12 protein-coding genes and 1 tRNA gene are annotated in these 13237 nt (G+C 59.3%); 6 read left to right on the forward strand and 7 right to left on the reverse strand.

Annotated features, from left to right (window positions below; translation table 11 throughout):
* Positions 1 to 33: 33 nt before the first annotated feature.
* The 3 genes from HMPREF1267_RS06560 to HMPREF1267_RS06570 all read right to left on the reverse strand — a co-directional run bounded on the left by HMPREF1267_RS06560 (position 34) and on the right by HMPREF1267_RS06570 (position 1742).
* A tRNA-Pro gene (locus tag HMPREF1267_RS06560) sits at positions 34 to 107 on the reverse strand.
* 76 nt (positions 108 to 183) lie between these two features.
* On the reverse strand, positions 184 to 582 hold the full coding sequence (locus HMPREF1267_RS06565) for a YchJ family protein (protein WP_023017534.1): 399 nt from the start codon (positions 580 to 582) through the stop codon (positions 184 to 186).
* A complete protein-coding gene (locus tag HMPREF1267_RS06570) occupies positions 582 to 1742 on the reverse strand; it encodes an alpha/beta fold hydrolase (protein WP_023028792.1) in 1161 nt (386 codons plus the stop codon). Before HMPREF1267_RS06570 ends, HMPREF1267_RS06565 begins: the two co-directional genes overlap by 1 nt.
* Before the next feature lie 87 nt (positions 1743 to 1829).
* On the opposite strand from HMPREF1267_RS06570, the gene secA2 reads away from it, so the two are divergent.
* The 5 genes from secA2 to HMPREF1267_RS06595 all read left to right on the forward strand — a co-directional run bounded on the left by secA2 (position 1830) and on the right by HMPREF1267_RS06595 (position 6830).
* Positions 1830 to 4121 carry an accessory Sec system translocase SecA2 gene (secA2, locus tag HMPREF1267_RS06575; protein ID WP_023028793.1) on the forward strand — a complete coding sequence of 764 codons (2292 nt, stop codon included), beginning with the start codon at positions 1830 to 1832 and terminating at the stop codon, positions 4119 to 4121.
* Between the two features lie 85 nt (positions 4122 to 4206).
* The gene (odhI, locus tag HMPREF1267_RS06580) at positions 4207 to 4641 is read left to right on the forward strand and encodes an oxoglutarate dehydrogenase inhibitor Odhl (protein WP_023017531.1); all 435 of its coding nucleotides are present in this window, start codon (positions 4207 to 4209) and stop codon (positions 4639 to 4641) included.
* 100 nt (positions 4642 to 4741) lie between these two features.
* Positions 4742 to 5488 (forward strand): MerR family transcriptional regulator, encoded by a 747-nt coding sequence (locus HMPREF1267_RS06585; protein ID WP_023017530.1) that lies wholly within the window; start codon positions 4742 to 4744, stop codon positions 5486 to 5488.
* Between the two features lie 38 nt (positions 5489 to 5526).
* Positions 5527 to 6120 carry a bifunctional nuclease family protein gene (locus HMPREF1267_RS06590; protein ID WP_023028794.1) on the forward strand — a complete coding sequence of 198 codons (594 nt, stop codon included), beginning with the start codon at positions 5527 to 5529 and terminating at the stop codon, positions 6118 to 6120.
* Positions 6121 to 6266: 146 nt separating this feature from the next.
* The gene (locus tag HMPREF1267_RS06595) at positions 6267 to 6830 is read left to right on the forward strand and encodes a MerR family transcriptional regulator (protein ID WP_005282882.1); all 564 of its coding nucleotides are present in this window, start codon (positions 6267 to 6269) and stop codon (positions 6828 to 6830) included.
* Between the two features lie 62 nt (positions 6831 to 6892).
* On the opposite strand, the gene HMPREF1267_RS06600 is transcribed toward HMPREF1267_RS06595, so the two are convergent.
* The 3 genes from HMPREF1267_RS06600 to HMPREF1267_RS06610 form a co-directional block, all read right to left on the reverse strand.
* The gene (locus HMPREF1267_RS06600; protein ID WP_023028795.1) at positions 6893 to 7723 is read right to left on the reverse strand and encodes a vWA domain-containing protein; all 831 of its coding nucleotides are present in this window, start codon (positions 7721 to 7723) and stop codon (positions 6893 to 6895) included.
* 49 nt (positions 7724 to 7772) lie between these two features.
* The gene (locus HMPREF1267_RS06605) at positions 7773 to 8585 is read right to left on the reverse strand and encodes a hypothetical protein (RefSeq protein ID WP_051141771.1); all 813 of its coding nucleotides are present in this window, start codon (positions 8583 to 8585) and stop codon (positions 7773 to 7775) included.
* Positions 8586 to 8652: 67 nt separating this feature from the next.
* Positions 8653 to 9960, reverse strand: coding sequence for a DEAD/DEAH box helicase (locus HMPREF1267_RS06610; protein WP_023028797.1), 1308 nt, complete (start codon positions 9958 to 9960; stop codon positions 8653 to 8655).
* A gap of 227 nt (positions 9961 to 10187) precedes the next feature.
* On the opposite strand from HMPREF1267_RS06610, the gene HMPREF1267_RS06615 reads away from it, so the two are divergent.
* Positions 10188 to 11717: a DASS family sodium-coupled anion symporter gene (locus HMPREF1267_RS06615; RefSeq protein ID WP_023028798.1), complete on the forward strand. Its 1530-nt coding sequence runs from the start codon at positions 10188 to 10190 to the stop codon at positions 11715 to 11717.
* Between the two features lie 63 nt (positions 11718 to 11780).
* On the opposite strand, the gene gndA is transcribed toward HMPREF1267_RS06615, so the two are convergent.
* Entirely contained in the window at positions 11781 to 13232 is a 1452-nt protein-coding gene (gene gndA / locus HMPREF1267_RS06620; protein WP_023028799.1) for an NADP-dependent phosphogluconate dehydrogenase, read from the reverse strand.
* Positions 13233 to 13237 lie beyond the last annotated feature (5 nt).

Below are 13237 nucleotides of genomic sequence, written 5' to 3' on the forward strand. Positions count from 1 at the left end.
GCGGAAATGAATCCGTGGCCGTGGGATAATTTGTCGGGCTAACAGGATTTGAACCTGCGACCCCTACACCCCCAGTGTAGTGCGCTACCAAACTGCGCCATAGCCCGGCGTCGCATTATTTGTTGCGACTGACCTAGATTACATCAGGATAATTCCACAGTGAAATCTAGGCCGTGACCTGCATTAAAGCTCGCCGGTGGAATAGACCCAAGCGCCATTAAGGCGCCGGAAAGACGATCGCTCCCGCTGGGAGCCCACTGCCTCGCCCTTGTAGAAGGCCTCAAATTCCACGATGCCTTCATCGTCTACAAGACCACCTCGCTCGGTATCGAGGATATCGAGGCGGTAGAACCTGATGGGGGAGTCAGCCAAGTCCAATGAGCCCGGCCGAGTCACCGGATCCCAGGTGCGCAGGAGGTAGTCCTCATCGCCGCTGACGAAGGCGCTAAACCGCGAACGCATCAAGGCCTCGGCGGTGGGAGCTTTGGCACCGGCATGGTACTTACCGCAGCATTCGCCAAAGCTCAGCCCGCTCGTGCAGGGGCAGCGGCGGGAACCGGCGATGGGGTTGAGGGCCACCATTAGTTGGCGTCCACGACATCGGTGATGGTGGCGCCGACGGCCATGCGCTCGACATCAGTATCGCGTGCGGCCGCACGTAGTGCATCGACATCGGCAGCGCTCAAGGAGCCTTTTAGTTCGATGCGGCGCTCGAAGGAGGTGGTACCGGTTTGGGTGATGGTCACGTGAACATCGTCAAGCGCAAGCTTCTTGCCGACCTCCTTGATGGCCTGGGTGGAAGCAGATGCAAGGGCAGACATGAGCAGTCCGGTTGCGGTAAAGCCCTTACCCTTGCCGCCTTCCTTTTTGGTGCGATCCGCGGTCACGGAGTGATCATTGTGGCGGACCACGACGCCGAACTTGGTGCCGGTAGCGGGACGGGCAACGGCAGCGTCGGTGCCCACTTCCTCGGGTTCATAGTCGGGGACGATAAACTGCCGCGACCAGGCACCGATGAGATCAGCGGCGCGGGCAGCCGTCCCCTGCTTGGTGAGCAGGTGATCGGCCTTATCCAACGAGACGAGGGACTTGGGGTAGCGGGTCATGCGGAAGATATTTTGCGCATTGTCGATGCCCACCGTTTGGTCGATGGGGGAATGCAGGGACAAGAGGGGCTTGCGCAACCGCGGTAGGTATTCTTCCGGATTGGTTTCTGCCAGATCCTCCAGGAATTTGCGCGAAATGGTCAGGGCCCTGCCGCCCAAGACGACCTCGACCTCACCATTAGCGTCTACCTCGCCGATCTTATCCGCGTAGTGCAGCACGGAGTGCGCGGGATCGAAGGGGGCGCCGATGGTGGCCACGGCGCGAATCTTTTTCATTGCCGTGGCGGCCTTGAGCACCGCTGCGCCGCCCAAGGAGTGACCAATGAGCATCTGTGGTGCGGAATAGTGTTCTTCTAGCCAGTCCGCGGCGGCGCGGATATCGTCGACATTCTGGTTAAACGTGGTGTCCGCGAACTCGCCTTCTGATTGCCCCAAACCTGGAAAATCAAAGCGCAAGGTTGCGATACCGAATTCCGTTAATTGCTTCGAGGTGCGGGCCGCGCCAGGGGTATGGCGCGAGCCGGCAAAGCAATGCGCGAAGACGGCGAAGGCGAGAGGGGGAGCATCAGGAAAGTCGATGGTTCCTGCCATCTCGGTTCCTCGGCTGGACGGCAGCTTAACATTGACGGATTGCATGGCACCTACAATAACGGCCCCATAAGTTCCAAGCCAGATGAGGTTGACTAGAGTCGTAGGCAGCCAGCCCCTAAAGGAGGAATTGTCGTGGGAGCATTCGATTGGTTCTGGAAAGCGATGGGCTCGCAAAGCGAGCGAAACGATAAGAAATCCAAGGCCATCGTGGATGAAGCTCGCTCCGCCGCGGAGAAACTCGCACAGAGCGACGATGCTGCCGTGGCTCAAGCCGCCCGCGATGCGGTGCGCGGCGGCGAGGTCGCAGACAAGGCGCAATTCCTCGGCGCATTAGCCGTAGCATGCGAACGCACGCTGGGCTTACACCCGTTTACCGTGCAATCGCAGGCTGTATTGCGCCTGCTTACCGGTGATGTCATTCAAATGGCTACCGGTGAGGGCAAAACGCTCGTTGGCGCGATGGCAGCAACGGGTTTCGCGCTGACCGGAAAGCGGGTCCACGTCGTGACGGTCAATGACTATCTAGCCAGCCGCGATGCCGAGTGGATGCGACCTGTCGGGGAATTTTTTGGCCTGCAGGTAGCTTCCGTGACGGAAGGCATGAGCGCGGATGAGCGCCGCGTTGCCTATGCGCGAAATATTATTTACGCCCCCGTAAATGAACTGGGGTTTGACCTGTTGCGCGATAATCAGATCACCGAACGCGCACAGACAGTGCAAGCTCCTGGCGATGTCGCCTTGGTAGACGAGGCCGATTCTGTCTTGGTGGACGAGGCCCTCGTGCCGCTGGTGCTCGCCGGAAATCGCCCAGGTGAGGCGCCCACGGGGCAAATTACCAATGTGGTCTCCCGACTGCGGGAGAACCACGAGTACGTTATCTCGGATGATGGGCGCACGGTGCAGCTTACCGATGTCGGTTCCGCACGCGTGGAGCGCGAGCTCGGCATCGATTCTCTTTATTCCGAGGACAATATCGGCACCGTCCTCGTGAAGGTCAACTTGGCGCTGCACGCAAAGGCGCTGTTGATTCGCGATATTCATTACATCGTGGTGGATGGCAAGCTGCAGCTAATCGATGCCTCCCGTGGCCGCGTCGCCGATCTACAACGCTGGCCCGACGGGCTGCAGGCGGCGGTAGAGGCCAAAGAGGGCCTGGAAGTCTCAGAGGGCGGTCGCATCCTCGATACGATTACCCTGCAAGAACTCATGCGCCGGTACCCGCTGGTCTGCGGAATGACAGGCACTGCGGTAGAAGCCACCGACCAGCTGCGGCAGTTTTATGACCTGCACGTCTCCGTCATCGATCGGAACAAGCCCTTGCGGCGCTTCGATGAGCAGGACCGTATTTTTGCCACCATAGGGGAGAAGTCGGCGGCCATCGTCGAAGAAATTGCCCGCCTGCACGATGCTGGTCAACCAGTGCTTGTGGGAACCCAAGACGTGGCGGAATCAGAAAATTTGGCTGAGGCCTTGCGCGATAGAGATATCGAAGTCAATGTGCTCAACGCCAAAAATGACCGCGAAGAAGCACAGATTGTTGCTGAAGCCGGCGATGTGGGGCGGGTAACCGTCTCCACACAAATGGCCGGCCGCGGCACCGACATCAAGCTCGGTGGCGCAGATGAAACGGACCACGATGAGGTGGCCGAGCGCGGCGGCCTTGCTGTGATCGGAACTTCTAGGCACCGCACCGCGCGGCTTGATAACCAGCTGCGCGGGCGTGCAGGGCGCCAAGGAGACCCAGGCTTGGCGCTATTTTTCGTCTCGCTGGAAGACGACGTGGTGCAACAAGGCGGAGCTGGGGAAAAGGTCAGCGCGCAACCTGGCCCTGGCGGGCTCATCGAATCCAAGCGGGTGCAGGACTTTGTGGCCCATTGCCAGCGGGTAACAGAGGGCCAATTGCTAGAGATTCACGCCCAGACCTGGAAGTATAACCAGCTCTTGGCGGATCAGCGCATCATCATCGATAAGCGCCGTGCAGCGCTATTGGACACAGACCAGGCGTGGCAGGAACTAGCCGAGCGCGCCCCAGAGCGGGCGAGCGAGCTTGCGGATCTCCCGGAGGCAGTGCGAGTTCAGGCGGCGCGGGAGATCATGCTGTATCACTTGGACATGGGCTGGGCCGACCACCTTGAGCTGCTGGATGATGTGCGAGAATCCATTCACCTGCGCGCCATCGCGCGCGAGACCCCGATCGATGAATATCACCGCATTGCGGTGCGCGAGTTTAAGGACTTGGCGCAGCGGGCGGTGGATCAGTCAGTAGAGACCTTCAGACAGGTGCCTATTGACTCTGAGGGGGCACACCTTGCAGACTCAGGATTGAACCGTCCAAGCGCGACGTGGACCTATATGGTCTCTGATAACCCCCTTGCGGGGCAGGGAAATTCCGTGTTGAGCGGCATCGGAAACATTTTCCGGTGAAATAATTGCCCACTGAGAGATCACAGACTCGGAAGAGTCGCTATTATTGGTATAAGTAACTCAAAACTAATCCCCGGAGGTAACAATGAGCGAGAACACCGGAACCCCGGAACCACAGGTGGAGACCACCTCTGTATTCCGCGCTGACCTGCTCAAGGAAATGGAAAATGGCACCAAGGGAACCGATACCTCTGCGGTAGGTACGGAAAACTTGGAAGATGGCCAGGCGTTGCTCGTCGTCAAGCGCGGCTCCAACGCCGGTGCCCGCTTCTTGCTTGACCAGGACACCACCACGGCGGGGCGCCACCCGGAGGCAGATATCTTCCTGGATGATGTCACCGTTTCCCGCCGCCACGCTGAATTCCGCAAGAATGATGAAGGCCAATTCGAGGTTGTAGACGTGGGATCCTTGAACGGCACCTACGTCAACCGCGAGCCGCGCAATTCGCAGGCGCTCGAGGTTGGAGATGAGATTCAAATCGGTAAATTCCGCCTCGTGTTCATCACCAAGCAGGACTAAAACTGCAGCAGACAAACCGTTTTGCCGTCCTTGGTTAAAGCGGTTTAGTCTCCTTTTTATATCCAACGACTACTGAGACACTTTTAAAGAGATAGACACAGTGAGCGCAGCAGAATCCGCGGCGGCATCAGCTCGCCGCAAGAGCCCGAACACGAAGAAGGCTAAGACCATGTCCATTGGCGTGGTCTTAGAAACGCTGAATCAGCAATTCCCTGATGTCACTGTGTCTAAAATCCGCTTCCTCGAATCAGAGGGGCTGATTTCTCCCCAGCGCACTGCCTCCGGCTACCGCCGGTTCACGCAGGAAGACGTGGATAGGCTGCGCTATATCTTGACCACACAGCGGGATAACTACACCCCGCTCAAGGTCATTCGCGAGCAGCTGGAAGCAATGGATTCCGGCCAGGTCACCGCCATTGTTTCTGCTGGCAATGCGGAGACCTTGCTGTCCCCGCAGCAGTTCAAAGCACCCGCGGTAACGCGCCTGACCGATGCCGAGGTAGCAGAGCAGGCGGGGGCATCCGAGGCGGATATTGCCTCTTTTATCAAGGACAAGCTGATTAAGCCGGATGCCGCAGGATTTTTCAATACCGATGACGTGGCCATTGCCTCTGCCGCAGTTGCACTGCAGGCTTTTGGCTTTAGCTCTAGCCAGCTGAAGTCCCTGCGCAATAGCGCCCGCCGCCAGGCGGATTTAATCTCCCAAGTCGCAGCCCCCGTAGCGCACTCGAATTCCGATACCGCACACCAGCAGGCAGAAGAACTATCCCAGCAGATGACGGCGCTAGTGGTTTCCTTGCATGCCACCTTGGTAAAGACGGATTTGCGCCACGAATTTAACGCCTAACTCACCATGGCTGCCTCCCGTGTGGGAGAGTGGTAGCTATGAGTGATGTAACCCTTGAATTTCACGGCATTCACCAGCTTGGGCCAGAAGACGATGTCTGCGCACTGCTGCGGTGGCCCGAAGAAGATCGCCTCATTCCCGTCTGGCTCTCAGCCGTAGACGGAATCCACTTGGCCGCCGTTTTTGCTGACCAGCGCCCGAACCGCCCCACGACCCACGATCTTCTGTGCGAGGTCTTGGAGGCTGCAGGTGGCGTCGAGGCCATCGAGATTGTCAACCACCATCAAGGCACATTCATGGTGGATATTCAGTCTGCGCAAGGTGAAGTTTTTGATGCGCGTGTAAGCGATGCCTTGGCGGTAGCCGAGTACTTTAAGGTGCCCATCGTTGCCGAATCTGCGCTCTTGGCGCAGGTATCCGTCTTCGCCAGCGAGGACGACATCAAGGAATACTTCGACCTCGAGCTTCCTACCCCCACGCAGGACTGGGAAGATAGCGATGCCTCCTCTGCCGAGGAAAGTACTTCTGCATCTGGAAACGCGCAGGCCGATGCCGATTTCGAAGAGATGATGCGCAGCCTTGGCATGGATGAATCCGATTTCCACACGGGGGAAGAAGACGAAAAAAATTAATGACACGCGTGTGACTAATGGTGACAATGTGGTTTTTAAAGTCTAAAGTTGTACTCGAAGGTTAAGCAAGCACCGCTTGACGAGGGTGTGCGCTTGGCATTTAATTGATCTTTAGAGCTTCCAACAAACCCCATTGGAGTAATTACGTGAGCATCACCGAGGACACCCAGTCCGAGTCCCAGTACGTCCAAGAATCCCTCTTTGATGTGGGACCGGACGAAGAAGTGGGGTACCGCGTGCCCATCGCTTGCCAGGTTGCTGGCATCACCTACCGCCAGTTGGACTACTGGGCACGCACCAACCTGGTCAACCCCTCCATTCGCACCGCCCGCGGCTCGGGCTCGCAGCGCCTATATTCTTTTAAGGACGTCTTGGTCCTCAAGATTGTCAAGCGCTTGCTCGATACCGGAATCTCCCTGCAGAACATCCGCTTGGCCGTGGAATCGCTGCACGACCGCGGTGTCAATGACTTGGCGGAACTCACCCTCGTCTCTGATGGCACCACCGTGTACGAGTGCCGCTCCAATGATGAGGTCATTGACCTTCTCGCCGGCGGCCAGGGCGTCTTTGGCATCGCAGTGCCGGGAATCTTGAAGGAACTGTCCGGCACAATTACGTCCTTCCCCGCAGAGCGCATCGAGGAACTGCCCGATGACAACGTGGTTGGCTTGGATGAGCTCGCCGCTCGCCGCAATCGCAAGAGCTCCTAAGTCCTCTTAATAGGTTCTCCCTCCAGACCCCAGCTCACGGGGGTGGAGGGAGAATTTTTTGATTAAACCCCGGCAGCCTTGTCCATTGCCGCGTTGAGGTCTTCCTGCGTGCCTGCATCGACACTGGTGAAGTTGTCAGCGGCGTTCTTTAGCTCTTCATCGATTGCCCCTGGGCCCACGTGGACGACGGATAGCTCTACGTTGTCTGACTTCGCGCCGTCAAGAGCGGCAGAAAACTGAGCATCGTCCATATCGAGCTCGGTGCCCGTTGTCACGAGGAGCACCCGTGCCTTCCGATTGGTACCGGCGGCCTGATCCGCAGCGGTGTTCAGCGCGGCAATTGTGGCGCTGCGCGATTGCGGCACCCCACCGGTGCCGAATGCCGCGAGCGTATCCGGAACCGCAGCGCCATTGCCGAATCCGAGGTTATCGCGGTAGCCCACCGTGGCGGCTTCCGAGATAGGAGACGAATAGTTCCAGAGGGCAACCTGGCTATTATTCTGGCTCAGCTTTCCTGCGGTGCCCGAAAGCGCTTGTTGCGTTGCATCAAACATCGCGGTCATATTCGCGGAAGTATCAACAAGAAGGAGGGTATTGGGCGCCATTTCCACGGTGGAAGAGGCAGCCGGGGAGCTAGAATCTTTGGCGCCGTTCTCCTCTGAAGGCTTCGCAGCATCGGTGCTCGTCGTAGCAGGAGTAGAGGAGGGGACCGCGGTACTGCTTTCTACAGCGGATTCGGAGGTGGTCTCGGCGGCCGTAGTGTCGTTGGAGTCATCGCCTCCACGCATTAAGAAAACCACCAGTGCAATGACGGCAAGGATCGCGATGATGGCAACCGCGACAACCCATCCGGCGATCGCGAATTTATTTTCCCCGTTTGAGTGCCGTGCCATGTAATGCCTTTCTCCAAAGTCTCCCGAGCCAGCGCGTGATGCGTTTAACCTAGTGTAACTGGGAGTAAGCCCTTTCCATTACTGCGACAAGCCGCTCACGCAACGGTTGGGCGCGCTGGGCCAAGCCGCGTTGACGATTGACGTATATTGCCTTTCCCTCCGGCGTTTCAATGGGCACTACCCCAAGGCCCCAGTCGCGGCAATCGTACGGGGAGGCCTCCATGTCAAGGATGCGGGCATCGATAGCCAGATCCAGGCAATCGAGGAAGAGAGCACCTGGGACCAAGGGCCCCAGCTTCCATGCCCATTTATAAAGATCCATGCTCACGTGCACGCAGCCTGCCTGGTCGTTGGCTGGTTGATCCTCGCGGTGGAGCACCGTGAGATTGAGCGGGCGCGCCGGCGGGGTAAAGAAACGGAAGGCATCATAATGCGAGCACTTGAGGGAGTGAGTATCCACGACGCGGTTGGTCCCTTCGGCGCCTAAGCGCAGCGGGAGATCGTGGCGCGGGGAATCGGTGTGGTAGACCATTGCCCATTCATGCAGGCCAAAGCAATCAAAGTGCACCGGGTTGGTGGCAGAGCGCCGCAGCAGATCCACAATATAGTCAACGGAACTGCCGCGGCGTTGCATGTAGGACTCCACGTCCACGGTGATGCCGTCCGCAGTTTCGCGGTAGTCGCGCCAGCTAGCCTGGGGCGCGTCACCCTCGAGCGCCGTGCCGATGCCCGGGTGCCAACGCTTCAGATGCGATGGGCGCACCGGGTAATACTCAAAGAGGAAATCAAACACGGGATGATAGCTGCCGGGATGGCGAAACCGCTCCAAGCGGTCGGCTGCCCGCCGCTCGTGCTCATCCATGCGGGCGGTCCAGTCAGCGGTAGATAAAACCTGCACGGGCCTATCCTCCTTTCTATTGCGCCAGCGCTTAGCGACGCCGCCCCTTACCCCTCCTGGCTCCACCAACCTGCCGCTTCTGTTTGCGTGGGGGTTGTTTCTTTTGTTGCTGGCCCGAACCATTAGAACCGTCTTGGCCCGGCGGTGGAAGGGCCGGGCCGTGCGGCTTTCGGGCGCCGGTGACCGTGCGCAATTCGGGCGCCCCGGCGGGGTTATCGCGGTGGGAAATGTCGTGTTCGGTAGCGCTCACGCCAGCCTTCTTGATGAGGGCAGCTACCTCTGAGCGCTGTTCATCGGTGACCAGGGTAACCACCGTACCCGTCGCGCCGCCGCGGGCCGTGCGCCCTGCGCGGTGCAGGTAGGCCTTGTGTTCTGCAGGCGGATCCACGTGGACGACGAGGGAAACATCTGCGATGTCGATGCCGCGTGCCGCAATATCGGTGGCGACCACGACGGGAATGGCGCCATCGGCAAAGCCAGAAATGGCGCGGGTGCGCGCCCCCTGGCCCTTATCCCCGTGCAGTGGATAGGCGTTGATACCGGCGCGCCGAAGCTTTTTTACCTGCCTGTCCACGCCGTGCTTGGTTCGCATGAACATGATGGTCTTGCCTGCGCGCGCGGCGATGCGCATGACCACCTCGTTGCGGGCGGGGCGATCTCCCACGAAAAACAGGTGGTGCGACATCGATTCCACCGCCGCGGCGACCGGAGCGGTGGAGTGGACCACGGGATCGTGCAGGAATTGCTCGACGAGCTTATTAACATCCCCATCGAGGGTTGCAGAGAAAAGTAGCCGCTGACCGGTGGGCGGGGTGTAGTTTAAGAGCTTGCGCACTTGGGGAAGAAACCCCATATCGGCCATCTGGTCCGCCTCGTCCAAAGTGGTGATCTGCACCTTGTCAAAGGACAACTTGCCTTGGGCGATGAGATCCTGGGCGCGACCAGGTGTAGCGACCAAGAGATCCACTGGGCGCGCCAAAGACCGGATGTGGTGGTTGATATTGACGCCGCCAACCACCGCGAGGACGCGCAGCCCTAATGCGGCGGCGGGCTCATCGAGGCGTTGTTGGATCTGCGTCGCCAACTCGCGGGTGGGGGCGAGGACGACCGCACGGGGGTGGCCGGGGGTCGAGGCACCCGAGCCAGCCAATCGGGCCAGCGTGGGAAGCCCGAAGGTAAAGGTCTTTCCGGATCCGGTAGGCCCGCGGCCGAGTACGTCCTTGCCCGCAAGTACATCCGGGATGGCTGCGGCTTGGATGGGAAATGCTTCCGTGATTCCTTGGTCGTTCAAAACGTGAACCACGCGCTGAGGTAAGCCGAGTTCGGCAAAAGTAGTCATCGTTGGGCAATTCTAACTGGTGGGTGCGCAAAATTCCGCATCGGCCAGCGCACGATTAGGCACCCTCTTTATGAGTGAGAAATGCCATAGCAAAAATAGGGCTCTACTTTAGGTATTTCACTGGTTATTACCTAACGTGGAAGGTGGTGCTGGGAAGCACACACGATTTATTCCTCCACTCACCGGCCCATCCCAGGGCCACAACGAACTGTTAAGGAGTCGTCTCCATGGCTCAAGCACAAGCATCCACAGCCAGTTCTTCTTCCCACTCCTCGCCGCAGGAATCTACCGAACCCACGAAAAAGGAGAAATTTCACCTTGATGCCGTGTGGTTCGCGCTGGCCTTCCTGGCCCTAGCGGCCGTCTTACTTATCCCGATCCCGGGACTCGACTGGCCCGCTAAAGTGGCCCTAGGCATGCTGGCCTTCGCGGTGATCATGTGGGTGACCGAGGCCGTGAGCTATCCGGTGAGCGCACTGTTGATCGTCGGCCTTATCTCCCTACTTTTGGGGCTCGGGCCGGATCCAGAATCCGATGGTATCTATGGCACCTCTAATGCCCTCAAGGTCGCGATGGCAGGATTTTCCTCGTCTGCGGTAGCGCTTGTGGCCGCGGCGCTGATCTTGGCCGGAGCGATGCAGGCTACGGGCCTGCACAAGCGGATTGCGCTGTACGTGCTGAAGATCGCGGGGGAGAAGACCTCCCACATCGTTATCGGCGCCATCGCGATCGCCATCATCTTGGCCTTCTTCGTTCCCTCTGCCACCGCGCGTGCGGGCGCCGTGGTGCCTATCTTGCTCGGTATGGTAGCCGCCTTCGGCTTGTCCTATGAGTCGAAGCTGGGTGCCCTACTCGTCATTACCGCAGCGCAGGCCGTCTCGATCTGGAATGTAGGTATTAAAACCGCAGCCGCACAAAACCTCGTGGCGGTGGGATTTATTGAGGATCAAATGGGGCAGTCGGTCTCCTGGGGGCAGTGGTTTATTTGGGCCGCGCCCTGGTCCATCCTGATGTCCGTCGCGTTGTACTTCATCATGCGCGCCGTCATCAAACCGGAAACGGAGCGCATTGAGGGAGGAAAGGAGCTCATCGCCAAGCAGCTAGAGGACCTTGGGCCCACCTCACCGGAAGAGAAAAGGCTCATCGGGTTTTCCCTCCTCCTGCTCTTTTTCTGGGCCACGGAGGGGCTTCTGCACCCGATTAGCTCGGCCGTCATTACCGCGGTGGCCGTCGCCTTGATGCTGCTGCCCAAGATCGGCGTATTTACCTGGCCAGAGGCGCAGAAGTCCGTGAGCTGGGGAACCCTCATCGTCTTTGCCATTGGTATTTCCCTCGGCTCCTTCCTGCTGGATACTGGCGCTGCCACGTGGCTATCAGAAAAGACCTTCGGATTGATGGGGCTGGATTCGCTGCCGATTCTGGCAACGATTGCGCTGGTATCGCTATTTAATATCCTCATCCACTTGGGCTTTGCCTCAGCGACGTCGCTGGCCTCCGCACTCATCCCGGTCTTTATTGCCTTGGCCTCCACGCTGGATGTGCCCAACGGCAGCATCGGCTTCGTGGTCATCCAACAGTTCGTCATCTGCTTCGGATTCTTGCTGCCTGTCTCGGCGCCGCAGAACATGCTGGCCTATGGCACCGGTGCCTTTAGCACCAAGCAATTCCTGCGCTCCGGTATCCCGCTGACCATTGTCGGGTACCTGCTCATCCTGCTGCTGTCTGCCACCTACTGGTCGTGGCTGGGCTTGGTCTAAATCCAGAGACGAAAAAGGGGAGGGCCTGCACCGTGCAGGCCCTCCCCTTTTTATTTGCAGTACTTAGTCCGTCTGCGTCAGGCTGCGGTCGCCGGACCACTCGACGTGGAAGGTGCCCGGCTTATCGGTGCGCTTAAAGGTGTGCGCCCCAAAGAAGTCGCGCTGGCCCTGGATCAGGGCGGCGGGCAGGCGCGTGGCGCGCAGGCTGTCGTAGTAGGACAGCGAAGAGGCAAAGACCGGGGCGGGCAGGCCCATCTGGGTTGCCGCGACGACGACGCGGCGCCACGGTTCGATGAGGTCTTCCAGCTCGCCCTTGAAGTAGGGATCAAGGATCAGGGCGGGCAGCTCTGGGTTGTTATCAAATGCCTCGCGGATGCGGTCCAAGAACTTAGCGCGGATGATGCAGCCGCCGCGCCAGATGGTGGCTAGGTCACGCGGATCGACATCCCAACCGAATTCGGCGGAACCGGCCTTGATCTCATCGAAGCCCTGGGAGTAGGCGATGAGCTTGGCTGCGTAAAGGGCCCGGCGAACGTCTTCGATGAAGGCATCCTTATCGATGTCGAAGTCCGTGTCCGTGCCTGCCGGAAGCTGGCCCTCCTGCGCGGCGGCGCGCTGCTGGCTCGAAGAAGACAGTGCGCGGGCAAAGACGGACTCGGCAATGCCGGTAATCGGCACGCCCAATTCGAGGCCGTTGATGGCGGTCCAGCGGCCGGTGCCTTTCTGGCCGGCGGCGTCCAAGATGACATCGACAAGCGGGGCGCCCGTATCCGGGTCCTTTTGTGCGAGAACCTCAGCGGTGATCTCAATGAGGTAAGAATCCAGGTCGCCGGAGTTCCACTCCTTGAAGATTTCCGCGATCTCGCCCGGCTCCATGCCCGCGCCGTAGCGCAGCAACTGGTAGGCCTCACCGATGACCTGCATATCGGCGTACTCGATACCGTTGTGGACCATTTTGACGAAGTGGCCGGCGCCATCTGGGCCGATGTGGGTCACGCACGGAGTGCCATCTACCTCGGCGGCGATGGACTCTAGGATGGGGCCCAAAGTCTCCCAGGACTCGGCCGGACCACCAGGCATGATGGACGGGCCGTTCAAGGCGCCTTCCTCACCGCCGGAAATGCCCGCGCCGACGAAGTGCTTGCCGCGCTCGGCCACTTCCTTTTCCCGGCGAATGGTATCCGTAAACAGCGCATTGCCGCCATCGATGATGATGTCGCCGTCATCCATGGCATCGGCAAGCTGATCAATGACCGCATCGGTGGCCTTGCCCGCCTGCACCATGATGATGGCCTTGCGGGGGCGCTCCAGGGAAGCGACGAAATCCGCGATGGACTCGGAAGGAATAAAGTTTCCTTCGTTACCGTGGGCCTCAATGAGGGCGTGGGTCTTTTCCGGGCTGCGATTATAGACGGCGACGGTATTGCCATTGCGGGCAAAGTTGCGGGCCAGGTTGGAGCCCATTACCGCTAGGCCGACAACACCAATGTGCGCGAGTTCGTTCTTTTCAGTCATGGTGC

It is taken from the genome of Corynebacterium sp. KPL1824 (assembly GCF_000478095.1).
Classification (GTDB): Bacteria; Actinomycetota; Actinomycetes; order Mycobacteriales; family Mycobacteriaceae; genus Corynebacterium; species Corynebacterium accolens.